Below are 26522 nucleotides of genomic sequence, written 5' to 3' on the forward strand. Positions count from 1 at the left end.
GAAACTGTAAGGAGGTCATCAATGCACGAAATCATCCGCCAGCTGGATGAGAAGCGCCAGAAAGCCCGCCTTGGCGGCGGACAGAAGCGCATCGACTCCCAGCACGCCAAGGGCAAGCTCAGCGCCCGCGAGCGCATCGAACTGCTGCTCGACGAAGGCAGCTTCGAAGAGTGGGACATGTTCAAGGAGCACCGCTGCACCGACTTCGGCATGGGCGCGGAAGCGATCCCGGGCGACGGCGTGGTGACCGGCTACGGCACCGTCAATGGCCGCCTGGTGTTCGTGTTCAGCCAGGACTTCACGGTGTTCGGCGGCTCGCTGTCCGAGACCCACGCCGAGAAGATCTGCAAGGTCATGGACCACGCGATGAAGGTCGGCGCCCCGGTGATCGGGCTGAACGACTCGGGCGGCGCGCGCATCCAGGAAGGCGTGGATTCGCTCGGCGGCTACGCCGACGTGTTCCAGCGCAACGTGATGGCCTCCGGGGTGATCCCGCAGATCTCCATGATCATGGGCCCCTGCGCCGGTGGCGCGGTGTATTCGCCGTCGATGACCGACTTCATCTTCATGGTGAAGGATTCCTCCTACATGTTCGTCACCGGTCCGGAAGTGGTGAAGACCGTGACCCACGAGGAAGTGACCGCCGAGGAACTGGGCGGCGCGGTGACCCACACCAGCAAGTCCGGCGTGGCCGACCTGGCCTTCGAGAACGACGTCGAGGCGCTCGCCCAGCTGCGTCGCTTCATCGACTTCCTGCCGCTCTCCAACCGCGAGAAGCCGCCGGTGCGCCCCACCGCCGACCCGGCCGACCGCATGGACGAGTCGCTCGACACCCTGGTGCCGTCCAACCCGAACCAGCCCTACGACATGAAGGAGCTGATCACCAAGGTTGTCGACGAAGGTGACTTCTTCGAGCTCGCCCCCGACTACGCCAAGAACATCATCATCGGCTTCGGCCGCATGGAAGGGCAGACCGTCGGTTTCGTTGCCAACCAGCCGCTGGTGCTTGCCGGCTGCCTGGACATCAAGAGCTCGATCAAGGCGGCGCGCTTCGTGCGTTTCTGCGACGCCTTCAACATCCCGGTGGTCACCTTCGTGGACGTGCCCGGCTTCATGCCCGGCACCAGCCAGGAGTATGGCGGCATCATCAAGCACGGCGCCAAGCTGCTCTACGCCTACGCCGAGTGCACCGTGCCCAAGGTCACCGTGATCACCCGCAAGGCCTACGGCGGTGCCTATGACGTGATGAGCTCCAAGCACCTGCGCGGCGACGTGAACCTCGCCTGGCCGACCGCCGAAATTGCGGTGATGGGCCCGAAGGGTGCGGTGGAGATCATCTTCCGCGAAGAGAAGAACGACCCCGAGAAGATCGCCGCACGCGAAGCCGAGTACAAGGAAAAGTTCGCCAACCCGTTCGTGGCGGCGCACCGCGGCTTCATCGACGACGTGGTCATGCCGCACGCCACCCGCAAGCGCATCTGCCGCTCGCTGGCGATGCTGCGCGACAAGCAACTCGACAACCCGTGGCGCAAGCACGGCAACATCCCGCTCTGAGCCCAGGGGAGGAAAACCGAACATGTTCAAGAAGATTCTGATTGCGAACCGGGGCGAGATCGCCTGCCGGGTGATCAAGACCGCCCGCAAGATGGGCATCCAGACTGTCGCCGTGTATTCAGAGGCGGACCGCGACGCGCTGCATGTGGACCTCGCCGACGAGGCGGTGTGCATCGGCCCGGCGCCGTCCAAGGAGTCCTACCTGGTCATGGACCGCATCATCGCCGCCTGCAAGCAGACCGGCGCCGAGGCGGTGCACCCGGGCTACGGCTTCCTGTCGGAGAACGCCGAGTTCTCGCGCCGTCTGGAAGAGGAAGGCATCAAGTTCATCGGCCCCAAGCATTACTCGGTGGCCAAGATGGGCGACAAGATCGAGTCCAAGAAGCTCGCCATCGAAGCCCAGGTCAACACCATTCCGGGCTACAACGACCCGATCGCCGGCCCCGAGCAGGCGGTGGAGATCGCCAAGGGCATCGGCTATCCGGTGATGATCAAGGCCTCCGCCGGCGGCGGCGGCAAGGGCCTGCGTGTGGCCTACAACGACAAGGAGGCCTTCGAGGGCTTTTCCTCCTGCGTCAATGAAGCGCGCAACTCCTTCGGCGACGACCGCGTGTTCATCGAGAAGTACGTGCTCGAGCCGCGCCACATCGAGATCCAGGTGCTGGGCGATTCCCACGGCAACTACGTGTACCTGAACGAGCGTGACTGCTCGATCCAGCGTCGCCACCAGAAGGTCATCGAGGAGGCGCCGAGCCCCTTCGTCGACCCCGAGATGCGCAAGGCCATGGGCGAGCAGGCCGTGGCGCTGGCGCGTGCGGTGAACTACGAGTCGGCCGGCACGGTCGAGTTCGTGGTCTCCGGTGCGACCAAGGAGTTCTACTTCCTGGAGATGAACACCCGTCTGCAGGTGGAGCACCCGGTCACCGAGCTGATCACCGGCCTCGACCTGGTGGAGCAGATGATCCGCGTGGCAGCGGGCGAGAAACTGACCATCAGCCAGGCCGACGTCAAGATCAACGGCTGGGCGATGGAGTGCCGCATCAACGCGGAAGATCCCTTCCGCGGCTTCCTGCCCTCCACCGGCCGCCTGGTCAAGTTCCAGCCGCCGGCCGAGATCGACGGCCAGGTGCGGGTGGATACCGGCGTGTATGACGGCGGCGAGATCTCGATGTACTACGACTCGATGATCGCCAAGCTGATCACCCACGGCGCCAACCGCGATCAAGCCATCGAGCGCATGCGCGAGGCCCTCAACGCCTTCGTGATCCGCGGGATCAGCTCCAACATCCCCTTCCAGGCCGCGCTGATGCAGCACCCGCGCTTCATGTCCGGCATCTTCGACACCAGCTTCATCGCCAAGGAATACCCGCAGGGCTTCGACGCCTCGCTGGTGCCGCACGACGATCCGCTGCTGTTCGTCACCGTGGCCGCCGCGCTGCACCGCGGCTTCGAGGACCGCGATGCGCAACTGTCCGGTCAGATGCCGGGCCACGAGCGCGTGGTCGGCGACGACTACACCGTGATCCGTGGCGAGGAGCGCACCGTGGTGAACGTGGTGCCGGCTTCCGGCGGCTACGACGTCACCGTGGGCGGCGAGACCTTCGCGGTGCGTACCGAGTGGCAGTTCGGCGAGATCCTGGTGAACGGCACGGTCAACGGTCGTCCCTTCACCCTGCAGATGGAAAAGAACGGCCTCAAGTACCGCATGAACCACAACGGCACCCAGGCCACCTTGATGGTCATGAGCGCCCGCTGGGCCGAACTGCAGGCCTTGATGCCGGTGAAGCTGCCGCCGGACATGTCCAAGTTCCTGCTCTCGCCCATGCCCGGCCTGCTGCGCGAGGTCGCCGTGGCCGAAGGCCAGGAAGTGAAGGCCGGCGAGAAGCTCGCGGTGATCGAAGCCATGAAGATGGAAAACGTCCTCAAGGCCGAGCAGGACGGCAAGGTGAAGAAGGTCGTCGCCAAGCCGGGCGCCAGCCTGGCGGTGGACGAGATCATCGTCGAGTTCGAGTAAGCACCGACGGCAACTTTTTCGTTCGATGGGGAGGGAGACCCGCCGCTTGCGGCGGGTACCTGTCGAGGGACGGGCCTGCGCAAGCAGGCCCTTTTTTCATTCCAAGCCTGCAAGACAGGGGCGGCCCGCCCCCGGCGTGCCGCCTGCGTCTGACGGACCGGGGCCGCGAGCGGGCGAACTTTTCGGGCTCGCGTCCAGTCATATTTGCACAAAACAATCTGGTGCAATAAGATTGCGGCGCCATCGGTTGCCACCTTGCGGTGGCAACCCCGACTAGAACAGCGGCGGGTCGCCTCTTCTTTCCGCGACATCCCCAAGCACCGCCGCCCGCTGGCATCGGTCCAGCACCTGCTCCACGACTCAGCGCGGAGCCGGCAATACAACGAAGCGGGAGCCACAGGCTCCTGAACTTTGCAGTGAGGAGCCCCGGCCGATGCGGCGCGGGCAGCTCATGGCGACAGCATTCCGGTGAACCAGTCCGTCCCGCGTGCCCTGCGCGCGGCGTGGCGGTGTCTGCGCCCCGGATGAACCAGAGGAGATGCACATGCAAGCTCAGATCCAGACGCTCAAACCGCAATGGTCGATTTCCGGCGCCGGGGGCAGTGTTGAACCGACGCCCTTCAAGGTCTATACCCAGCGCGACCTCGATCGCATTGCGCCGCTGGCGCGCCTGTCCGAGGAGGCCCGCTTCGAGATGCGGGTGGTGTCCTCCGTGCTGCCGTTCCGGGTCAACCAGTACGTCATCGACGAGCTGATCGACTGGGACAACATCCCCGCCGACCCCGTCTACCAGCTCACCTTCCCGCAGCGCGGCATGCTGGCGCCGGCCCATTACGACCGCGTGGCCGAACTGCTGCGCAGCGGCGCTTCCAAGGAGGAACTCGCCCGCGTGGTCGACGAGGTGCGCCACGAGCTGAACCCGCACCCGGCCGACCAGATGGAAATGAACATGCCGCGCGACGACGAGGGTCATCGTCTGGACGGCATCCAGCACAAGTACCGGGAGACGGTGCTGTTCTTCCCCAGCCAGGGGCAGACCTGTCACGCCTACTGCACCTTCTGTTTCCGCTGGGCCCAGTTCGTTGGCGACAAGGAACTGCGCATGGCCAGCTCCGAGGCCGCCGTGCTGCACAACTACCTGCGCACCCACCCGGAAGTCACCGACGTGCTGTTTACCGGCGGCGATCCGATGGTGATGAAGACCGCGCACCTGAAGAGCTACATCGAACCGCTGCTGGCGCCCGAGTTCGACCATATCCGCACGATCCGTATCGGCACCAAGGCGCTCAGCTTCTGGCCGCACCGTTTCGTCTCCGCCGAGGATGCGGACGGCTTGATCGAACTGCTCGAGCGCGTCGTCGAGTCGGGCAAGCAGCTGGCGATCATGGCGCACTACAACCACTGGAAGGAACTGGATACCGAGGTCGCCCAGGCCGCGATCCGCCGCCTGCGTGGCACCGGCGCGATGATCCGTGCCCAGGGGCCGCTGATCGCCCATATCAACGACGACCCCGCGGTGTGGGCACGGCTGTGGCAGAAGGAAGTTGAGCTGGGCATCGTGCCCTACTACATGTTCGTCGAGCGCGACACCGGTGCGCGCAACTACTTCGAGGTGCCGCTGGTTCGTGCCTGGGAGATCTACCGCGAGGCCATTCAGCAGGTTTCCGGCCTGGCGCGCACGGTGCGCGGCCCCAGCATGTCGGCCAGCCCGGGCAAGGTCGAGGTGCAGGGCGTGGCCGAGATCGCCGGGGAGAAGGTCTTCGTGCTGCGCTTCATCCAGGGGCGCAACCCGGACTGGGTGCAGCGGCCGTTCTTTGCCAAGTACGACGAGAAGGCCACCTGGCTCAACCACCTGAAGCCCGCCTTCGGCGAGGAAAAGTGGTTCTGGGAGGACGAGTACGCGGCCATCCGCGAGGCCAAGCTGCAGGCCGCCGCGGCCGCCTGAGCAGGCTGGTCCTGCGGTTACGGAGGCAGGAGCGGGCTTGCCCGCAACAGGGCGTCCGTCTTCCGTAGTCCGCATCGCGGCCAAGGCCGCTCCTACGCTCGGTCGTCGTCGGGTAGGAGCGGCCTTGGCCGCGATCCGTTTGTGGAGGCCTCAGCCCGCGAGCCGGGCAAAAGCCTCGACCACTTCGGGCGGCGCCTGCACCAGTTCGACCAGCACGCCTTCGCCGCCGATCGGGAACTCCTCGTTGCCCTTCGGGTGCAGGAAGGTGATGTCGTAGCCGGCCGCGCCGCGGCGGATGCCGCCGGGGGCGAAGCGCACGCCGTTGGCGCTGAGCCATTCCACCGCCTTGGGCAGGTCGTCCACCCACAGGCCGACGTGGTTGAGCGGGGTGGTGTGCACCGCCGGCTTCTTCTCCGGGTCGAGCGGCTGCATCAGGTCGACCTCCACCTTGAACGGCCCCTTGCCCATCGCGCAGATATCCTCGTCCACGTTCTCGCGCTCGGAGACGAAGTTGCCGGTGACTTCCAGCCCCAGCATGTCCACCCACAGGGTGCGCAGCTTGTTCTTGCTGGGGCCGCCGATGGCGATCTGCTGGATGCCGAGGATCTTGAAGGGACGTGCGGACATGGGCGGACTCCTGAAAGCGAGTTTGGATTAAGAATTCATAATTATGGCAAAGCGGAGAGCCGTGCGCCACAAGCGGACGCCGCTGCGCGCTGTGCCATCCCATGTAGGAGCGGCCTTGGCCGCGAGACCGCGGTTGTTTCCCCGGAGGCTGCATCGCGGCCAAGGCCGCGCCTACACGGCGCCTGCGCTGTTGGTCCGGCGGCGCGGCACTGGCCGCGATCAAGGTTCAGCTATTCCCAGGCGACCTGGGCGGAGAACAGGTAGCCGGCGCCGTACACCGTCTTGATCAGCCGCGGGTTCTGCGGATCGTCGTCGAGCTTGCGGCGCAGGCGGGAGATGCGCACGTCGATGCTGCGGTCGAAGGGGTCGACGTCGCGCTCGCCGAGCAGTTGCTCGCGGCTGAGGATCTTGTTCGGGCGGCGCAGCAAGGTGAGCAGCAGGGCGGCTTCCGCGGCCGAGAGGCCGATCTCGCGCGCGTCCGGGGCGACCAGCACGTGGCGGCCCTTGTCGAAGGCCCACTCGGCGAAGCGTGCCAGGTTGGGTTCGCTGGGCGCCGCCTCGGGCGGCGCGGCGCGCTGGTAGCGGCGCAGGATGGAGCGCACCCGGGCGACCAGTTCGCGCGGCTCGAAAGGCTTCACGATGTAGTCGTCCGCGCCCAGCTCCAGGCCGAGCACGCGGTCGGTGACGTCGTTGCGCCCGGTGAGGATGAGCACCGCGCACGGGCTGCCGTCCTGCAGTTCGCGCACCACCTGCATGCCGTCCATGTCGGGCAGGCCCAGGTCCACGATGCACAGGTCGGGCACGGCCTGGCGGGCGCGGGCGAGCAGCTGCTGGCCGGTGGCGATGTGCTCGCAGCGGAAGCCATACTCGGCCAGGCTGCTGCAGATCAGCCGGGCGATGTCGGGTTCGTCCTCGAGGACCAGAATCGAAGCGTTGTCTTGGCGGGTCATGTGCGGGCGGGCGTCCTTGCGGATTCCTGTTCCAGTTCGTGCAACGCGCGGTCTAGGGTGGCGCGGTCGAAGGGTTTGCGCAAGACCGGCACGTCGAGTTCGGCGACTTCGTCGAGCGCGCCGTCGCTGGCGTAGCCGGTGATCAGCAGGATGGGCAGCTCGGGGCGCAGGCTGCGGGCGTGGGCGGCCAGCTCGCGCCCGCTCAAGCCCCCCGGCATGACCGTGTCAGTGACCAGGAAGGCGATGTCCTCGACGTTCTCCAGCAGGCTGCGCGCTTCCTGGCCGTCGGGGGCCTCGATCACCGGATAGCCCAGCTCGGTGAGTTGCAGGCGGATGATGCGCCGAACTTCAGGTTCGTCCTCGACCAGCAGCACCGGCCCTTCGCGTAGCCTGCGGCCGACGTGCGAGGTGTCGGCCGCCTGCTCGATCGCGGCGCTCGCCTCGGTGCGCGGCAGCACGAAGGTGACCGTGGTGCCGGAACCGGGGGTGCTGCGTACGCGGATGTTGCCGCCCGACTGGCGCACGAAGCCGTACACCATGGAAAGCCCCAGGCCGCTGCCGCGGCCGAAGGTCTTGGTGGTGAAGAAGGGTTCGAACACGCGCGCGAGTGCTTCCGGTTCGATGCCGCAGCCGGTGTCGCTGACGTCGATCTGCACGTAGTCGCCCACCGGCAGTTCGACCAGCATCGACAGGCTGTCGGGGATGTGGCGCTCCATCACGCTGATGGTCAGGTCGCCGCCGCCGGGCATGGCGTCGCGTGCGTTGAGCGCCAGGTTGAGCAGCGCGTTCTCCAGCTGGTGCGGATCGACGAAGGCGTGCAGCGGCTGCTCGGGCAAGCGGGTATGGACACGGACGTTCTCGGTCAGGGTGCGGGCCAGCAGCTGGGTCATGTTGTGCACCAGCGCGCCCACTTCCACCGCGCAGGGTTCCAGGGTCTGACGGCGCGAGAAGGTCAGCAGGCGGCGGATCAGCTCGGCGCCGCGCTGGGCGGCGTGCAGGGCGGGGTCGACGAATTCGCTGGCGGCGTCGCCCGCGGGCAGGCGCTCCTTCAGGGCGGCCAGGTTGCCGATGATGATGGACAGCAGGTTGTTGAAGTCATGCGCCAGGCCGCCTGTGAGCTGGCCCACCGCCTCCATCTTCTGCGCCTGCACCAGGGCGGCCTGGCTGGCCTTCTGCTCGGTGATGTCGATCGACAGCACGAAGTAGCCCTTGAAGCCGCCTTCCAGCGAGACGTCCGGCACCACCACGCTGCGCGCATAGACGGTGCGCCCCTCGGCGTTCTTGCGCGCGTACTCATAGCTGACCCGCTCGCCCAGTTCGGCCTCGGCCAGATGCGGCTGGATCACCGCATAGGCTTCCGGGCCGAAGACCTCGGCGATGGACTTGTCCACGATGCCCTGCTTGCTCTCGCCGAACCATTCCGCGTAGGCGCGGTTGGCGAAGCGGTAGCGCTGGCCGGCGTCCACATGGGCGATCATCGCCGGAATGGCGTCGAGGATCAGGCGCAGGCGCTCTTCGGACAGGCGCAGTGCGCCGGCGATCTGGTCGATCTCGCGGTTGGCGCGCTCCAGTTCCGCGGTGCGCTCGCGCACCCGCGCCTCCAGCTGGGCGTTCTGTTCCTGGATGACCCGCTCGGCGCGCCGCTGTTCGGTGATGTCGGTCCACAGCGAGACGAAGCCGAGGTTGGGGATGGGCACGCCGCGCACCGCCAGCACCTGGCCGTTGGGCCGCGCGCGTTCGACGTAGTGGGGCTCGAAGGCGCGCGCCGAGGCCATGCGCTCGGCCACCAGCTGTTCGATGTCGCCCTCGCCGTACTCGCCCCGCTCGGCGTTGAAGCGCACGAAGGCTTCGAAGGGCGTGCCGACGCGGACCAGGGACTCGGGGAAATCGAGCAGGCGCAGCAGGGCCTTGTTCCAGGTGACCAGCTTGGGCGAGGCGTCGAAGACCGCGATCGCCTGGTCGAGCAGGTCCAGTCCGGCCAGCAACAGGTCGTAGCGCCGGCGCTGTTCCGGGGTGAGGGCGGTGAGAGGCTCGGTGGAGCCGGCCGGCTTGGCCATGTGCGCTGCGCTTCTCCGTATGCCTATTGTTGTAGTCGATGCGCCCGTGGCGAGGGCGTCCAAGGCTTGCACAAATCGTCTGTCCGCGCACGCTGCGGCGCGGCACGGCGGCGGAGCATCGTCGCCATAATTGACGTTCGCGTCAACGCCGGGTTCCTGCGTAGGAGCGGGCTTGCCCGCGATGCGGCCTTCGAGGAAACCGCCGCCGCATCGCGGCCAAGGCCGCTCCTACACACCCGCCCCGGCCGGATTCGCTGCCTACCGGCGGTTGCGATACTGTTCCGGCGACACGCCGGTCCAGCCGACGAAGGCGCGGTAGAAGGCCGAGGGGTCGGCGTAGCCCAGGTCGGTGGCCAGTTCGCCGATGGGCTGGCGGGTCTTGGTCAGCCGGGCGATGGCGATGTCGCGGCGGATGGCGTCCTTGATCGCGCGGTAGCTTGAGCCTTCCTCCCCCAGCCGGCGCGCCAGGGTGCGCACCGACAGATGCAGGCGGGCGGCGACCTCCTGCGCGGAGAGGGTGTCGGGCAGCGCATCGCGCAGCGCGTCGCGCACCCGCGCGACCACCTCGCGGTCGCGCCGGTAGAGCATGGTGATGCGGCCCGGCGCGCCGTCGAGGAAGCGTTCCAGCGCGGCGTCGTCGCGGCGCAGCGGCAGGTCGAGCAGGTTGGCCTGCAGGCGGGCGACCAGGTGGTCGGCGTCAAAGCTGGAATGCGCGGTGTAGACCAGCGCGTAGTCGTCCGCATGGGCGGGACGCGGGTAGGGGAAGGCGACCGCGTCCAGCGCCAGGCCGCGCCCGGCGAACCAGCAGGCCACCCCGTGCACCAGGCGCAGCAGCCATTCGAAGGCGAACACCCGCCCCGGGTCCCCGGCGGCAGGGGCGAGCGGACGGGTCTCGCGAATCTCCAGGCGGGCGTGCAGGCCTTCGCGGCGGACCTCCAGCGCGAGGTCGGGCAGGGCCAGGCGGAGAAAGCGCGCGGCGCGGGCGAGCGCGTCGCCCAGCGTAGGGGCGCCGATCATGCTGCGACAGAGGAACTCGAAGAAGCCGGGCGCGACCTTGCGCTCGAACAGGCCGAAGCCCTCGTCGTCCAGCGCGTGGGTGATGCGGTTGTACAGATCGGCGTATCGTTCCACCGGAATCCGGCTGGCCGGCTCTGCAATGTCGACGCCCGCCGCGGACAGCAGGGGGGCGGCGTCCAGCCCCCGGCGGGCGAGGCCGGAAAGCATGCCGGTGACGAAACCCATCGAAACCGAGGCGCGTGAGCGGCCTCCGGCGCGAGCGGGGTGTGGAGGAGGGGCGGAGGAAGCGGGGGGCATCGATGCGCCTGCGGCGATATTCCGCGATTGGCAGATTTTGCACGATTGCCGGCGCCAACGGCAATGGCAATCGCCGCGGGGGCCTTCTACCATTGAGCAATTACCCGATTTGCGCGGAGGAGACCGACATGACCGATCTGAGCGTGGCCAAGAAGCTGACGCCCTACAAGCCCAAGAACAAGGTGCGTTTCGTGACCGCGGCGTCCCTGTTCGACGGCCACGATGCCTCGATCAACATCATGCGCCGCATCCTGCAGGGCACCGGCGCCGAGGTCATCCACCTGGGCCACAATCGCTCGGTGGGCGAGATCGTCAATGCCGCGCTGCAGGAAGACGTGCAGGGCATCGCCATCACCAGCTACCAGGGCGGCCACGTTGAGTTCTTCAAGTACATGATCGACCTGCTCAAGGCCAACGGCGGCGAGAACATCAAGGTATTCGGCGGCGGCGGCGGGGTGATCGTGCCCTCGGAGATCAAGGAACTGCACGACTACGGCGTCACCCGCATCTACTCGCCCGAGGACGGCGCCACCATCGGCCTGCAGGGCATGATCAACGACGTGGTCGAACGTTCCGACGAGGACCTCACCGGCGCGGCGCCCAAGTCTGCCGCCGACGTCCTCAAGCGCCTGGCCGCCGGCGACCGCCGCACCCTGGCGCGGGTGATCACCGCGCTGGAGAACGGCGCCTACGGCGACGAGGTCAAGAAGGCGCTGATCGATGCCGCGGCCAAGACCAAGGTGCCGACCCTGGGCATCACCGGCACCGGCGGCGCGGGCAAGAGCTCGCTCACCGACGAACTGGTGCGCCGCTTCCGCCTCGACCAGGAAGACAAGCTCAAGATCGCCATCGTCTCCATCGACCCCTCGCGCAAGCGCACCGGCGGCGCGCTGCTGGGCGACCGCATCCGCATGAACGCGATCGAGCACGAGCACATCTTCATGCGTTCGCTGGCCACCCGCGACACCGGCTCGGAAGTCTCGGCCGCGCTGCCGGAAGTGATCGCCGCCTGCAAGCTCACCGGCTTCGACCTGGTGGTGGTGGAGACCTCGGGCATCGGCCAGGGCGATGCGGCCATCGTGCCCTACGTCGACCTGTCGCTCTACGTGATGACCCCGGAGTTCGGCGCCGCCAGCCAGCTCGAGAAGATCGACATGCTCGACTTCGCCGATTTCGTGGCGATCAACAAGTTCGACCGCAAGGGCGCCGAGGATGCGCTGCGCGACGTGCGCAAGCAGTACCAGCGCAACCGCGAGCTGTTCAGCCAGAACACCGACGAGATGCCGGTGTTCGGCACCATGGCGGCGCGTTTCAACGACGACGGCGTGACCGCGCTCTACCAGGCGATCTTCCCGCAACTGCTCGACAAGGGCCTCAAGGCGAACAAGGCCGGCAAGCTGCCCAAGGTGACGGTGAAGGCCTCCTCCAAGGGGCGCGCCATCGTCCCGGCGGAGCGCACCCGCTACCTCGCCGAGATCGCCGACAGCGTGCGCGACTACCACAAGCTCGTGCAGCAGCAGGCCCGCGTGGCCCGCGAGCGCCAGTCGCTGAAGACCGCCAAGGCGCTGTTCGAGCAGTGCGGCAAGGACATCGGTTCCTTCGACGAGATGATCTCGTGGAAGGACGGCGAGCTGACCCCGCAGGCGAAGAAGCTGCTGGAGCAGTGGCCGACCGAGAAGGCGCTCTATGCCGCCGACGAGTACGTGGTGAAGATCCGCGACAAGGAGATCCGCACCAAGCTCACCAGCGAGTCGCTCTCCGGCAGCAAGATCCGCAAGGTGGCTCTGCCCAACTTCGAGGACGACGGCGAGACCCTGCGCTTCCTGATGAAGGAAAACGTCCCCGGCTCCTTCCCGTACACCGCCGGCGTGTTCGCCTTCAAGCGCGAGGGCGAGGACCCCACCCGCATGTTCGCCGGCGAGGGCGACGCCTTCCGCACCAACCGCCGCTTCAAGAAGGTCTCCGAGGGCATGCCGGCGCACCGCCTCAGTACCGCCTTTGACTCGGTGACGCTGTACGGCTGCGACCCCGACCTGCGCCCGGACATCTACGGCAAGGTGGGCAACTCCGGGGTGTCGATCGCCACCCTGGAAGACATGAAGGTGCTCTACGACGGCTTCGACCTGTGCAGCCCGACCACCTCGGTGTCGATGACCATCAACGGTCCGGCGCCTATCATCCTGGCCTTCTTCTTCAACACCGCCATCGACCAGCAAGTGGCCAAGTTCAAGGCCGACAACGGCCGTGAGCCGACCGAGGACGAGTACGCCAAGATCCGCGCGTGGACCCTGTCCACCGTGCGCGGCACGGTGCAGGCCGACATCCTCAAGGAGGACCAGGGCCAGAACACCTGCATCTTCAGCACCGAGTTCGCGCTGAAAATGATGGGCGACATCCAGGAGTATTTCGTGCACCACAAGGTGCAGAACTTCTACTCGGTGTCGATCTCCGGCTATCACATCGCCGAGGCCGGCGCGAACCCGATCTCGCAGCTTGCCTTCACGCTGGCCAACGGCTTCACCTATGTGGAGTCCTACCTGGCGCGCGGCATGCACATCGACGACTTCGCGCCCAACCTGAGCTTCTTCTTCTCCAACGGCATGGACCCGGAATACACCGTGATCGGCCGTGTCGCGCGCCGCATCTGGGCGGTGGCGATGAAGAACAAGTACGGCGCCAACGAGCGCAGCCAGAAGCTGAAGTACCACGTGCAGACCTCGGGCCGCTCGCTGCACGCCCAGGAGATGGACTTCAACGATATCCGCACCACGCTGCAGGCGCTGATCGCCATCTACGACAACTGCAACTCGCTGCACACCAACGCCTACGACGAGGCGATCACCACGCCGACCGAGGAATCGGTGCGCCGCGCGATGGCGATCCAGCTGATCATCAACCGCGAGTGGGGCTTGGCGAAGAACGAGAACCCCAACCAGGGCAGCTTCATCGTCGATGAACTCACCGACCTGGTCGAAGAGGCAGTGCTCAAGGAGTTCGAGGCCATCGCCAGCCGCGGCGGCGTGCTCGGTGCCATGGAAACCGGCTATCAGCGCGGCAAGATCCAGGAGGAGTCGCTCTACTACGAGCACAAGAAGCACGACGGCTCCTACCCGATCATCGGCGTGAACACCTTCCTCAACCCCAAGGGCCAGGCCCAGCAGGAGATCGAGCTGGCACGCTCGACCGAGGAGGAGAAGCAGTCGCAGCTCAAGCGCCTGGCCGACTTCCACGCCCGCAACAAGGCCGAAGCGCCCAAGTGGCAGGCCAAGCTGCAGCAGACCGTGATCGACAACGGCAACGTGTTCGAGGTGCTGGTCGATGCGGTGCGCTACTGCTCGCTGGGGCAGATCACCGGCGCGCTCTACCAGGTCGGCGGACAGTACCGGCGCAGCATGTAAGGACTTCCGTCAAGGGAGAACAGCAAGCCCGGACCCGCAAGGGTGGCGGGACAACAACGACGGCGGGGCATGTACCCCGCCGTTTTCCATGGCGCCGCCGCACAACTGCGCCAGTGGAAGGATGTGGGAGCGGCCTTGGCCGCGATGAGATCCGTTGGGATTCGCGGGTTTGGTGGCCGCGTCCCCCGCGCGGCTGGAACGGGAGTGGGCATGCCTGTCGCCGAAAGCACGGCCGATCCGGCCGTGGGGGATGCCCCTTCGCTTCCAGCCTGGGGCGGGGTGTGGGCCGCGGCGATTTCGGCACGCATGAGCCGCGGCCCACACCCCGCCCCAGGCCACCCCCGGATCGTCACCCCCGGACGAATCCCGCATCGCTCGCCCGTACTTCAGGGATTTCCCAGGCATGAGAATCGTGCCGATGACGATATACTTGTGCGCCACGCCAAGGTCAGCAGTACATAAAACGCCGGCGTCGAGGAGATCAGGAAATCCAAGGGAGGAAGGATGAACGCCAGGTTCGACCGGCGCTTTCAGCATGTCGCCCATTACGGGCAGACGAGTCTCGAGAGCCAGGAATTCACGGGACGCGTTCCCGCCAACTTTACCTTCAATTCCCCGGTCGGCCTGTGCATGGACCGCCACCAGCAGGTCTGGGTGTGCGATACCGGCAACAACCGGGTGGTCGTCCTCGACCGTAGCCTGACCCGCATCCTGCGCATCCTGCATTGCCCCGACCCGGGCGGTTCCGGGGATGGCGCCATCGATTTCCGGATGCCCTTCCATGTTTGCCCGCATCCCGAGATGGACCGTGTCTATATCAGCGACATGGGCAACTCGCGCATCGTGGCCATGGACTATGCGGCCGGCCGCTTCGAGTTCGCCTTTGCCTTCGGCAACCGGAAAGGCAAAGGCTTCGAGCCGCTGCAGGACCCCAACGGCATCACCGTGGTCGCCAACAGGAGCGGCGGCGGCTACAGCATCTACGTCAATGACGAGTTCTTCCACACGCCGACCGAGCCGATCCGCAACCGCTGCGTGCGTTTCGACGAGACAGGCGCCTATGTGGAGGACTTCCGCACCCTCATCGACCCCGACGGCTCGCGTCACGATCTCTACTGGCCGCAGGGCCTGAGTTCCGACGCCCGCGGCAATCTCTACATCGCCAACACCGGCAGCTACGAGATCCTCAAGTGCGCGGCGGGCGAGCCGATCGGCCCGGACTACAGCGTCGCCGCGAAGACGCCGCTGATCTCGCACCAGTTCGGTCAGCCGACCGGCATCGGCATGCTCAACATCATGCGCGACGTGAACGTCATCGGCGACCATGTCTTCGTGCCCGATCACGTCGCCAACACGATCTCGGTCTATACGCTGGACGGCGAGGAACTGAGCCCGATCCAGGGCCTCAGGCCGGCCTGGAACCACGGCGCGGAACCGGTGCATTCGCTGACCGACCCGCTCTATTACACGCTGGAAGACGAGGCCCTGGTCAGCCCCTATGTCATCTGCCAGGGCGAGGCCGCCGACATCTTTCTGGTCAGCGAGCCCTTCACTTCGCGCATCATCAAGCTGCGCATCGACAATCTCGGCAAACCAGACTGCCAGGCGACCCTGACCGCCGCGGTCGGCGGCCGGCGCGATCAGCCCGGCAGGCGGGGTCGCGATCCGCAGTTCAACTGCGTGACCTCGGTACTGGGCCTGCAGCGCAGGCCGCAGCACGATGCGTCAGCGGCGGCCGTCAGCCCCGCCGAACTGCCCGACTACCTGCGCTACAACCCCATTCAGCGCGGCTACATGAACCTCGGCAAAACCCTGGCCGAGCAGTACGACTTCTGGTTCGGCGGCTGGATGCGCAGCCTGCTGCAGGCCTCGCACGCGGCCGACCGCGCGGCCGGCTTCCACCTCAACGTCGATGCCGGCAACTGGCAGTTCAAGGGCTACCGCGAGAAGGACCGTCGCTTCGAGGCCGCCGGCTCGCCGAGCCGCGGCTACTTCCTGCCCGGCAACCTGGCGATGGCGGTCTACCATCCGCGCGTGCCGCTGTTCGGGCAGATCTGTCCCGGCACGCCCATCGTCCTGGTCGGCAACTTCAATCTCGGTATGGTCAGCATGTACCAGCTCGACCCGCTCGGCAGGCTGATCAACTACGGCCTGCCTTTCGGCATCCAGGGTGACGGCGACGGCTGCCTGAGCGGGCCGCAGGGCATGGTGGTCAGCGACGACGGCGAGGTGTTCATCGTCGATGCGCTCAACAACCGCATGTCGAAGTGGCAGCTCCTGCAGACCGGCCAGGTGGTCTTCATCCGCAACTTCGTCTGGCAGTGCGCGCACCTTGCCGGCGAAGACAAGCCGATCTTCACGCCCACCGACGTGGCGCTCGACGCGCAGGGGCGCCTGTTCGTCACCGACCAGTTCAACAACCGCATCTGCGTGTTCGACCGCCACGGCAATTCGCTGTGGTGCTACGGCCGGCAGGGCTACTGGGAAGAGGGCGAAGCGGACGGCGAGAAGTTCATGCTGCCGACCAGCCTGGCGATCGACGGCGAGCGCCTGATCCTCAACGACCTGGTGAACCGGGCGCTGAAGATCTTCCGCATCGGCGCGGATGCGCTGCATTTCGAAGGCGGCATCTCGCTGTTCAAGCTGCCGCAGGACAAGGGCGGCGTGTGGATGCCCTTCTTCATGCATGCGCAGGACGGGCAGGTGTCCATCGCCGACTCGACCTACAACATCGTCCAGGTTTTCGAATACTGAGCGGACACCGGGAAGGGCCGCCACAGCAGAAGGCAACGCGGAGACATCGATGCACCAGTTCAGTGACTACGGCATTCGCGAGAAGCTCTACGAAAGCGAGAGCAGCATCGTCTTTCGCGGCCACCGCAAGGCCGACCTGAAGCCCGTGGTCATCAAGATGCTCAAGGAAGAAGGGCTGACCCGCGAGCGCCAGGATCGCTATGTGCGCGAGTACGAACTGCTGAAGTCCCTGGACATCGCTCCCGTCGTCCGCGCCTACGGCTTCGGCCGCAATCACAACAGCCACTTCCTGGTTCTGGAGGATTTCGGCGGCGAAGCCCTCAAGGAGCGCATCGCCCGCCGGCGCTTCGCGGTGGGCGAGTTTCTCGATGCCGCGATCCAGATCTGCAGCGCGCTGGGCCAGGTCCATCTGGCCGACATCATCCACAAGGACATCAACCCCGCCAACCTGATCCTGAACCCGGCAAGCGGGGAGCTGAAGATCATCGACTTCGGCATCTCCACCCGCCTGCCGCGCCTCAATCCGGCGCTGATTCCCCCGGAGTCGCTGGAAGGCACCTTGCCCTACATCGCCCCGGAGCAGACCGGGCGCATGAACCGCCGGCTGGACTACCGCGCCGACTTCTACTCGCTCGGCGCCACCTTCCACGAAATGCTCGCCGGCCAGCCGCCCTTCTCCGCGAGCAACCCGGCCGAGTTCGTGCATTGCCACCTCGCCAAGCGTCCGCCGCTGCTGAGCGACATCGATCCGGGCATCCCGGCGGCCGTTTCCGCCATCGTCCACAAGCTGCTGGAAAAGAACGCCGAGGAACGCTACCAGAGCGCCTGGGGCATCCAGGCCGACCTGGAAGAGTGCCGCCGGCAACTCGCGGAGCACGGCGGGATCGCCGCCTTCGAGCTGGCGCGCAGCGACGTTCCCCACCGCTTCCAGGTTTCCCAGCATCTGTACGGCCGGCAGGCTATGATCGACCGGCTCCTGCAGGCCTTCTCGGCCAGCGCGGGCGAACGGCAGATGCTGCTGATCGGCGGCTACTCGGGCGTCGGCAAGACCTCGCTGGTGCGCGAGATCCACAAGCCGATGTCGCGCAACGGCGGCAGCTTCATCTCCGGCAAGTTCGACCAGTTCCAGAAGAACACGCCCTACAGCGCGCTGGTCGCGGCCTTGCGCGAACTGATCCAGCAGACCCTGGCGCTCAGCGAGGAGGCGCTGGCCGGTGTCCGGCGCCGGTTGCTCGAGGCGGTGGGCGAGAACGGCGCGGTGATCACCCACGTCATACCCGAGGCCGAGCTGATCATCGGCACGCAGGCCGCGGTCAGCGAACTGCCGGCCAGCGAAGCGCAGCGGCGCTTCAACCAGGTCTTCCAGCGCTTCATCCAGGTGTTCTGCGAACCCGGCAAGCCGCTGGTGATCTTTCTCGACGACCTGCAGTGGGCGGACCTGGCCACGCTCAAGCTGATCGAGACCCTGATCGGCAGCGCGGAGATGAAGAACCTGGTGCTGATCGGCGCCTTCCGCGACAACGAGGTGGGCCCGAACCATCCGCTGATGATCTCGCTGGCCAAGCTGCGCGAGGACAGGGCGCCGATCACCTCGCTGACGCTCACCCCGCTGAGCCTCGACGACGTCACCCGGATGGTCGCGGATACCTTGCACGCCGAGCCTGCCGCGGTGCGGCCGCTGGCCGAGCTCATACTCCACAAGACGCTGGGCAATCCCTTCTTCGTCAGCCAGTTCCTGCAGACCCTGTACAAGGAGCGCCTCATCGAGTTCCTCCCGGCGGCGTCGGGCGGCGGGCACTCGGGCTGGCACTGGGACGTCGAGCAGATCGTCGCCGTCGACATCACCGACAACGTGGTCGAGCTGCTGGTGGACCGCCTGCGCGAACTGCCGGAACGCACCCAGCAGGTCCTCGAGCTGGCGGCCTGCATCGGCAACAGCTTCAGCGCCGAGACGCTGGCCATCATCGGCGAACTGGACCACCAGTGCCTGCTCGGTGAACTGATGCCGGCGCTGCGCGCGGAACTGCTGGTCGAGGTGTCCGAGGGCCAGCAGCACGATCGCTTCCGCTTCCTGCACGACCGCGTGCAGCAGGCCGCCTACTCCTTGATCGACGAGGACGAGCGCAGGCCGGTGCATCTGAACATCGGCCGCCTGCTGCTGGAAAAGCTGAGCGAGCGGGAGCGCCAGGAGCGCCTCTTCGAGGTGGTCGACCACCTGAACATCGGCCGCGAGCAAATCACCGATGCCCGGGAGATCCTGCGCCTGGCGGAGCTCAACCTGCAGGCCGGGCAACGCGCCCAGCTGGCCAATGCCTACCAGACCGCGCTCGCCTATCTCGACACCGCCGCCGGCTGCCTGCCGGAGAACGCCTGGGAGAGCCACTACGCGCTGAGCCTGGAGCTGTTCAGGACGCGCGCCAACGTGCGCTACCTCAACGGCGAGTACGAGGCCTCCATGGCCGACATCGCCGACGTCCGCCGGCATGCCCGCTCCGCGCTCGACCAGGCGGGGATCTGCGCGCTGCTGATCACCGAATACACCATGCTCGGACGCAATGCCGAGGCGGTGGAAACCGGGCGCGAAGCCTTGGCCCTGCTGGGTATCACGGTGCCGCACGGCAATCTGCGCCAGGCGCTCGAGGACGAGATCGCGCCGATCAAGGCCGTCCTCGCCACGCGCAGCATCGCCTCGCTGGTGGACCTGCCGGACATGCAGGACCCGACCTTCAGGACGGCGATGAAGGTGCTGATGCCGGTCCACACCGCGGCCTACTTCGCGGGCGAGCGCGAGCTCTACGGCTGGTTCCTCGCCAAGATGACCAACCTGTCGCTGAGCCATGGCCACGTTCCGGAGTCGCTGAAAGGCTATGCGAGCTTCGGCGGCGTGCTGTGTGCCGACTTCGACGAGTTCCAGGAAGGCTACGAGTTCGCCCGGCTGGCCATCGCGCTCACCGACCGCTATCACGACAACGGACTGAAGTGCCGCGCCTGCCTGATCATGGTGTCCTTCGTCAATCACTGGGCGCGGCATGTCGGCGAGACCGACCTCTACCTCGACCCCGGCATCCAGGCCGGCGTGGAGGCCGGCGAGCACCAGTTCGTCAGCTATCTGCTGATGTGGGGGCGCATCATCAACGGCTTCCATCGCGGCACGAACCTGCTGCAGCAACTGACCGCGGCCGCCGATGCGCTCGAATTCACGCGCAAGGTCAACAACGTGCTGGCCACCGACTCGATACTCGGCGGGCGCGCGGTCTTTGCCAATCTGGCCGGGCAGACTGCGGCGGCCACGAGTTTCGACCTCGAGGAACTGGGCGAGGCGGACTTCCTCACCGCCTGCGCCGCCCACGGCAGCAATTCCTCGCTCGGCTTCTACTACACCATCCGCGCCCAGGCGCAGTACCTGTACGGCGACTACACCGCCGCCCACGAGAGTCTCGGCAAGGCGATCGCGCTCGCGCAGTTCATCAGCTCCTACATCACCGAGGCCGATCTCGCCTTCTATCATTCGCTGACCCTGCTGGCGCTCGAAGAGCAGGGCGGGGCGCCGCCCGACCGCCCGACCGTGCTCGACAACCAGCAGCGGCTCGAACGCTGGGCGCAGTCCGCGCCGGCCAATTTCCGCCACAAGTTCGACCTGGTCGAGGCGGAACTGGCGCGCCTGGACGGACGCACCGGCGAGGCCATCGGCGCCTACGACAAGGCCATCGAAGCGGCGGTGCGTGGCGGCTTCGTGCAGGATGAAGCGCTCGCCAACGAGCTGGCCGGCCGCTTCTGGCTACAACTTGGCAAGGAAGAGTTCGCTGCAGTCCATCTGCGGCGCGCCTTCCGCGGCTATCAGCTGTGGGGCGCCCGGCGCAAGCTGGAGGATCTGGTCAGACGCTGCGGCACGCTGCTCGAGGCGCCGGCCCAGCCCGCGGCAACGCAGTCCTATGCGGCCCGCCATACCGCGATCTACTCGGTCACCTCGAACCACACCACGACCAGCGTGTTCGACATCGACTCGGTCATCGAGGCCTCGCACCTGCTTGCCGGAGAGATCCAGCTCGGCGAGCTGAAGCGCAAGATGATGCATCTGGCCATCTCCAACGCCGGTGCGGACAGCGGCTTCCTGATCCTCGACGAGGAGGGCACCCTGGTCGTCGCCGCCCGCGCGTCGGCCGAAACCGGCGATTTCAGCGAGCTGCAGGCGCTCCCGCTGAACGGCGAGGAGGCCTCGGCGAGCTTGCCGATCGCGCGCTCGGTGGTGAATTTCGCGGCGCGCTCGGGCAGGGCGGTGGTCGTCGAGAACGCGGTCGAGGACGAGCGCTTTGCCCATGACAGCCATGTGCTGAACAGGCAGCCGCGCTCCATCCTGTGCATCCCGCTGATCCACCAGGGGGTGCTGTCCGGCCTGCTCTACCTCGAGAACAATCTGGCCAGCGGCGCTTTCACCACCGACCATCTCCATGTGCTCGAGATGCTGTCCTCGCAGATGGCGATCGCGGTCGAGAACGCGCGCATCCACGACCGGCTCGATCAGCTGGTGCAGACCCGCACCGCCCAGCTCGAAGCGGCCAATCTCAGCCTGCAGCAGGAGATCGACGAGCGCATCGAAACCGCCAGGGCGCTCAAGCTGGCGCGCGAGGAAGCCGAGGCCGCCACCCAGGCCAAGAGCGACTTCCTGGCGCGCATGAGCCACGAGATCCGCACGCCGATGAACGCCATCATCGGCCTCAACCGGCTCATGCTGAGTACGCAGCTCTCGCCCAAGCAGCGCGACTACACCAAGAAGATCGCCAGCTCGGCCAACGCCCTGCTCGGCGTGATCAACGACATCCTCGACTTCTCCAAGATCGAGGCCGGGCGGATGAGCATCGAGCAGGCGCCCTTCGACCTGCGCGAGGTGATGGACAACCTGTCCAACGTCATCGTCGGCCAGGCCGACGAGAAAGGCCTGGAAGTCCTGTTCGCCAAGGACGAGGACGTGCCCGACCGCCTGATCGGCGACGCCTTGCGCCTTGGCCAGGTGCTCATCAACCTGGCCGGCAACGCGGTCAAGTTCACCGACAGCGGCGATGTGGTGGTCGGCATCAAGCTGCTCGACTGCGACGACAAGCGGGCGCGCCTGCGCTTCTCGATCAGGGATACCGGCATCGGCATGAGCGCCGAGCAGCTCGACCGCCTGTTCCGCCCCTTCCAGCAGGCCGACGGCTCGATCACCCGGCGCTACGGCGGCACCGGCCTGGGCCTGGTCATTGCCCGCCAGTTGGTCGAACTGATGGGCGGCACGCTCGACGTCGAGAGCCGCCCGGGCGTGGGCACCACCTTCTGGTTCGACGTCGGCTTCGAGCGTGTCATGGCGCCGGCCGACGAGGCGCCGACCGCGCCCGCCGAGCTGCGCGGCAAGTGGGTCCTGGTGGTGGACGACAATGCCACCTCGCGGGAAATCCTGCGCCACATGCTGATCAGGAAATCCTTCCTCGTCGATACCGCCGATTCCGGCGAGGCGGCGCTGGAGATGATCGAGGCGCGGCGGCGCGACCGGCTCGAGCCCTACGGGCTGGTGCTGATGGACTGGAAGATGCCCGGCCTGGACGGCATCGAGACGACCCGCCGCATCAAGAACAACCTGCAGCTCGACTTCATCCCGGCCATCCTGATGGTCACCGCCTTCGGGCGCGAAGAGGTGATGCAGGAGGCGGCCCACGCCGGGCTCGACGGCTTCCTGGTCAAGCCGGTCGGCGAATCGCTGCTCTACGACACCATCCTCGACACCTTCGGGTTCACGCCCCCCGCGCGCAGCGCCGGTGACGGCGACAACATGCTCCAGGCCGGCAGGTCGCTGGCGGAGATACGCGGCGCGCGCATCCTGCTGGTCGAGGACAACTCGATCAACCAGCAGGTCGCCACCGAGTTCCTGGAGCAGCTCGGCATGCGGGTCGACGTGGCCGGGAACGGCCGCGAAGGGGCCGCCATGGCCTGCACCGGCCGCTACGACCTGGTGCTGATGGACATCCAGATGCCGGAGATGGACGGCTTCGAAGCGACCCGGCGCATCCGTGCCGAAGCGGCCTTCTCGCGGCTGCCCATCGTCGCCATGACCGCCCACGCGATGGCCGGCGACTACGAGAAGAGCCTGGAAGCCGGGATGTTCGATCACCTGACCAAGCCGATCGACCTCAACCGGCTGCGCGATGCCCTGCTGCGCTGGATCAAGCCGGGTCAGCGTTCGACCGAGGGCCTGCGCGACGCCGCCGCCGCGGCCGAGGACGACAAGGCCCCGGCCCTGCCGGAGATTCCCGGTTTCGACCGCAGCTTCGGGCTGCAGCGCGCGGGCGGCAGTGAGAGCCTCTTCCTCAAGCTGCTGTGCGAGTTCTGCTTCGACAGCGCCGGCGCCGCGCGCGGCATTCGCAATGCGCTGGCCGAGCACGAACTGAAGACGGCCGAGATGACCGCCCACTCGACCAAGGGCGCGGCCTCCACCCTGGGGGCCAAGTCGCTGGCCGCCGCGGCAAGCCGGCTGGAGCAGGCGCTGCGCGCGGCCACCCCGGATGTCGATGCCTGCCTGGACGAGTTCGCCGGAGAGCTGGATGCGTTCTGCCTGCCCCTGCAGGCCTATTTCGCCACCGCCCCGGAAGGCCCCGCCAAGACGGCGCCGGACAAGGCTGCCGCGTCGGACGCGGTGCGCGCCAGCCTGGCCGAACGCCTCCGGCACCTGCTAAGCCTGCTGGAGACCGGCGACTCGGAGGCCGAGGATTTCATCGCCACCCTGCAGAACACCCCGGCATACGCAGGCTGGCAGGATGAGCTCGAGCTCATCGTCGCGCATATCGAAGACGTCGAATTCAAGACCGCCGGCACCCTGGTGCAGGACCTTCTCGCCAACCTGGAAAACAAGGCAGTGACATGACGAACGCCAACAAGCAGCGCGTCCTCATCGTCGACGACGAACGCGTCAACCGCACGGTACTCGCAGCCGTACTCAAGGATGAGAATCAGGTCATCCTGGCCAAGAGCGGCGAACAGGCGCTCGAACGCCTGAGCATCGACGCCGAGATCGACCTCATCCTGCTCGACGTGATGATGCCGGAGATGGACGGCTACGAGGTGCTGCGCCGCATCAAGGCCAACGATGCCACCAAGGACATTCCGGTGATGTTCATCACCGCGCTGAGTTCAGTGGTCGACGAGGAACATGGCCTCACCCTGGGCGCGGTCGACTACATCGGCAAGCCGTTCAGCCCGTCCATCGTGCGGGCGCGGGTGTCCAACCTGCTGCGTTTCGTGCGCCAGCGCAAGCTGCTGGAAACGCTGGCCGGGCGCGACGGCCTCACCGAGATTCCCAACCGGCGGACCTTCGACCAGGCCCTCGCCCAGGAAGTCGGGCGCTGCAAGCGCAGCGGCCAGGCCTTCTCGCTGGCCCTGATCGACATCGACTACTTCAAGCAGTACAACGACCGCTACGGTCATGCGCGCGGCGACGAGGTGCTGAAGACCGTCGCCCGCACGCTCACCCTGGCGCTGCGCCGCCCGGCGGACCTGATCGCGCGCTACGGAGGCGAAGAGTTTGCGCTGATCCTGCCGGATGCCGACGCGCACGGCGGGCTCGAGGTCGCCGAGACGATCCGCCGCGCGATCGAGACCCTGGCCATACGCCACGAAGACTCGACCGTGGCCGAGCACCTGACCATCTCGGTCGGCGGCATCACCACGGCCGATGGCGAGCGGCTGCCGAACGAGCTGATCGCCGCGGCCGACCGGCAACTCTATGAAGCCAAACGTCTCGGGCGCAACCGCATCGCCTGGCTGGACGAGCAGGCCAGCGCGACGAGCCCGGGCGGCCGCGCGCCGTGCGAGCAGGAGTAACCGCCCTGCAAGGCCCGCTCTTGGTGCACTGCATGATGGGCGGAGGACGCCGCGCGGGTTAGTATCCCGGCGACACGCCACCGAGCCTGCCGGCGCCCGCAGGCGGATCGGTACGGCACAGCTGCCACTACGGCTTTCGAGGCTCGCCCCCCTACATGATGCAGATTTACCGCAAGCCCCCGCAGATCTTGCCGTCCGAAAGCGCGTTCTTCCGCCTCCCCGGCGCGCTGCTGATGATCCTCGACGAGGACTGGATCATCCAGATGATGAGCGAGTCCTGGCGCGAGGTGCTCGGGATGGGGCAGGAGGAGCTGCGCTGGCGGCGCTTCACCGAGGTGCTGCACGAGCTCGACCGGACCGACGTGGTCGAGCGCCTCGGGCGCATCGGCGACGAACTCTCCACCGTGCGTTTCTCCTGCCGCTGCCGCAAGGCCGACGGCCGTTACGTCGGCCTGGCCTGGAGCGTGAGCTACGACCCCGACCAGGGCTTGTTCTACGCTTCGGCGCACGAGACCGGCGTCAACCTCTCCGACCACGAAGCCCGCCTGCCGGAAGTGTTCGTGGACGGCCTCACCGGCCTGCCCAACCGCGGCCTCTTCCTTGACCGTGTCGGCCACGCCATGCAGCGCGCCGCGCGGCGCAAGGACCTGCGCTTCGCGGTGATCCACTGCGGGGTGGACCGCTTCAGCGTGATCAACCACAGCCTGGGCAACCGCATCGGCGACCTGTTGCTGATCGAGGTGGCCAACCTGCTGCGCCGCGCCACCCGCCCCACCGACATGGTCGCCCGCCTGGGCGGCGACGAGTTCGGCATCCTGCTGGAGGACATCCGCGACGCCACCTCGCCGGTGCGCGTCATCCAGCGCCTGCAGGAAAAGCTGGTGCTGCCCTTCCAGCTGCACGAGCACGAGGTGTTCTCCAGCCTGTCGTCCGGGGTCACGCTGTCCGGCGAGCAGTACGAGGAGGCCGACGTCATGCTGCGCGACGCCAACATGGCGATGCGTCGTGCCAAGGCACAGGGCGGCGGCGGCTACGTGCTGTTCGACCGCGGCATGCACGAGGAGGCCCTGCGCCGCCTGGACCTGGAGCTGGACCTGCGCCGCGCGCTGGAGAAGCACCAGTTCGAGGCCTACTACCAGCCCATCGTGCGGGTGGCCGACGGCCGGCTGATGGGCTTCGAGGCGCTGGTGCGCTGGAACCACCCGGAGCAGGGCCTGATCTCGCCGGCGGAGTTCATCCCGCTGGCCGAGGAGAACGGCCTGATCGTGCACATCGGCCGCTGGATGCTGCGCGAAGCCTGCACGCAGATGCGCGCCTGGCAGCGCGCCTTCCCGCGCCGGCCGGCGCTCACCGTGAGCGTGAACCTTTCGGCGCGCCAGCTGCTGCATCCCGACATCCTGCCGGAGATCCGCCGCACCCTGCGCGAGACCGGGCTGTCGGCCCGCCACCTGAAGCTGGAGATCACCGAGAGCGCGATGATGGAGGACGCCGAGCGTGCCATCGAGCTGCTCGAGGTGCTCAAGCGCACCCGCCTGCAGCTGATGCTGGATGACTTCGGTACCGGCTATTCGTCCCTGTCCTACCTGCACCGCCTGCCGATCGACGCCCTCAAGGTGGACCGCTCCTTCGTCATGCACATGCATGAGCGCATCGAGGACCGCAGCTTCGTCGAGACCATCGTCAACCTGGCGCAGAAGCTGGGGCGGTCGGTGGTGTGCGAGGGGGTGGAGCTGCCCGAGCAGGAGGCCCTGCTGCGCGAGCTGGGCGTGGAGTTCGCCCAGGGCTACCTGTACTCGCGTCCGGTCACCGCGGCGCAGGCCGAGATGCTCATCATCGAGGACGCGGCGCGCTTCGCAAGGAAGCACTGAGACCCCCGTCGGCTTGCCGGAATGCAGGAGCGGCCTTGGCCGCGATGCGGCTTCCTTTGCACCCGGAAGCGCCGCATCGCGGCCAAGGCCGCTCCTGCACGCTCACCAGATCCCGTGTCTTCACAATTCGATACATTGCGCAAACAGTTGCGCAAACATGGCTTGCGACACTGCAGCCGTGAGAAGACCCGGC

The 26522-nt window shown here is 67.0% G+C and carries 12 protein-coding genes; 8 read left to right on the plus strand and 4 right to left on the minus strand.

Going from position 1 to position 26522, the window contains the following annotated elements; genetic code table 11:
- The first annotated feature begins 21 nt into the window (after nt 1-21).
- The 3 genes from IAI53_RS15280 to IAI53_RS15290 all read left to right on the plus strand — a co-directional run bounded on the left by IAI53_RS15280 (nt 22) and on the right by IAI53_RS15290 (nt 5513).
- Nucleotides 22-1554 carry an acyl-CoA carboxylase subunit beta gene (locus IAI53_RS15280; protein ID WP_187719021.1) on the plus strand — a complete coding sequence of 511 codons (1533 nt, stop codon included), beginning with the start codon at nt 22-24 and terminating at the stop codon, nt 1552-1554.
- 22 nt (nt 1555-1576) lie between these two features.
- Nucleotides 1577-3568, plus strand: coding sequence for an acetyl-CoA carboxylase biotin carboxylase subunit (gene accC, locus IAI53_RS15285; RefSeq protein ID WP_187719022.1), 1992 nt, complete (start codon nt 1577-1579; stop codon nt 3566-3568).
- A gap of 544 nt (nt 3569-4112) precedes the next feature.
- Nucleotides 4113-5513 carry a KamA family radical SAM protein gene (locus IAI53_RS15290; protein WP_187719023.1) on the plus strand — a complete coding sequence of 467 codons (1401 nt, stop codon included), beginning with the start codon at nt 4113-4115 and terminating at the stop codon, nt 5511-5513.
- 150 nt (nt 5514-5663) lie between these two features.
- Here the strand turns inward: IAI53_RS15290 and IAI53_RS15295 are convergent, their stop codons facing one another.
- The 4 genes from IAI53_RS15295 to IAI53_RS15310 all read right to left on the minus strand — a co-directional run bounded on the left by IAI53_RS15295 (nt 5664) and on the right by IAI53_RS15310 (nt 10389).
- On the minus strand, nt 5664-6140 hold the full coding sequence (locus IAI53_RS15295; protein WP_187719024.1) for a VOC family protein: 477 nt from the start codon (nt 6138-6140) through the stop codon (nt 5664-5666).
- 230 nt (nt 6141-6370) lie between these two features.
- Nucleotides 6371-7090, minus strand: a complete 720-nt coding sequence (locus tag IAI53_RS15300) for a response regulator transcription factor (protein ID WP_187719025.1) — start codon at nt 7088-7090, stop codon at nt 6371-6373.
- Nucleotides 7087-9147 carry a PAS-domain containing protein gene (locus tag IAI53_RS15305; protein ID WP_187719026.1) on the minus strand — a complete coding sequence of 687 codons (2061 nt, stop codon included), beginning with the start codon at nt 9145-9147 and terminating at the stop codon, nt 7087-7089. The genes IAI53_RS15300 and IAI53_RS15305 overlap by 4 nt, the downstream gene beginning before the upstream one ends.
- A gap of 258 nt (nt 9148-9405) precedes the next feature.
- Nucleotides 9406-10389 carry an AraC family transcriptional regulator gene (locus IAI53_RS15310; RefSeq protein WP_225433328.1) on the minus strand — a complete coding sequence of 328 codons (984 nt, stop codon included), beginning with the start codon at nt 10387-10389 and terminating at the stop codon, nt 9406-9408.
- A gap of 200 nt (nt 10390-10589) precedes the next feature.
- On the opposite strand from IAI53_RS15310, the gene icmF reads away from it, so the two are divergent.
- The 5 genes from icmF to IAI53_RS15335 all read left to right on the plus strand — a co-directional run bounded on the left by icmF (nt 10590) and on the right by IAI53_RS15335 (nt 26329).
- Nucleotides 10590-13859 (plus strand): fused isobutyryl-CoA mutase/GTPase IcmF, encoded by a 3270-nt coding sequence (icmF, locus tag IAI53_RS15315; protein ID WP_187719028.1) that lies wholly within the window; start codon nt 10590-10592, stop codon nt 13857-13859.
- 504 nt (nt 13860-14363) lie between these two features.
- Nucleotides 14364-16613 (plus strand): NHL repeat-containing protein, encoded by a 2250-nt coding sequence (locus IAI53_RS15320; RefSeq protein ID WP_187719029.1) that lies wholly within the window; start codon nt 14364-14366, stop codon nt 16611-16613.
- A 49-nt stretch (nt 16614-16662) separates the two neighbouring features.
- Entirely contained in the window at nt 16663-23505 is a 6843-nt protein-coding gene (locus IAI53_RS15325; protein WP_187719030.1) for a response regulator, read from the plus strand.
- Complete coding sequence (locus IAI53_RS15330) at nt 23502-24461, plus strand: diguanylate cyclase (RefSeq protein ID WP_187719031.1); 960 nt, start codon at nt 23502-23504, stop codon at nt 24459-24461. The genes IAI53_RS15325 and IAI53_RS15330 overlap by 4 nt, the downstream gene beginning before the upstream one ends.
- A gap of 155 nt (nt 24462-24616) precedes the next feature.
- Nucleotides 24617-26329: a putative bifunctional diguanylate cyclase/phosphodiesterase gene (locus IAI53_RS15335; RefSeq protein WP_187719032.1), complete on the plus strand. Its 1713-nt coding sequence runs from the start codon at nt 24617-24619 to the stop codon at nt 26327-26329.
- The last annotated feature ends 193 nt before the right edge of the window (nt 26330-26522 follow it).

The organism is Thauera sedimentorum, assembly GCF_014489115.1.
Classification (GTDB): Bacteria; Pseudomonadota; Gammaproteobacteria; order Burkholderiales; family Rhodocyclaceae; genus Pseudothauera; species Pseudothauera sedimentorum.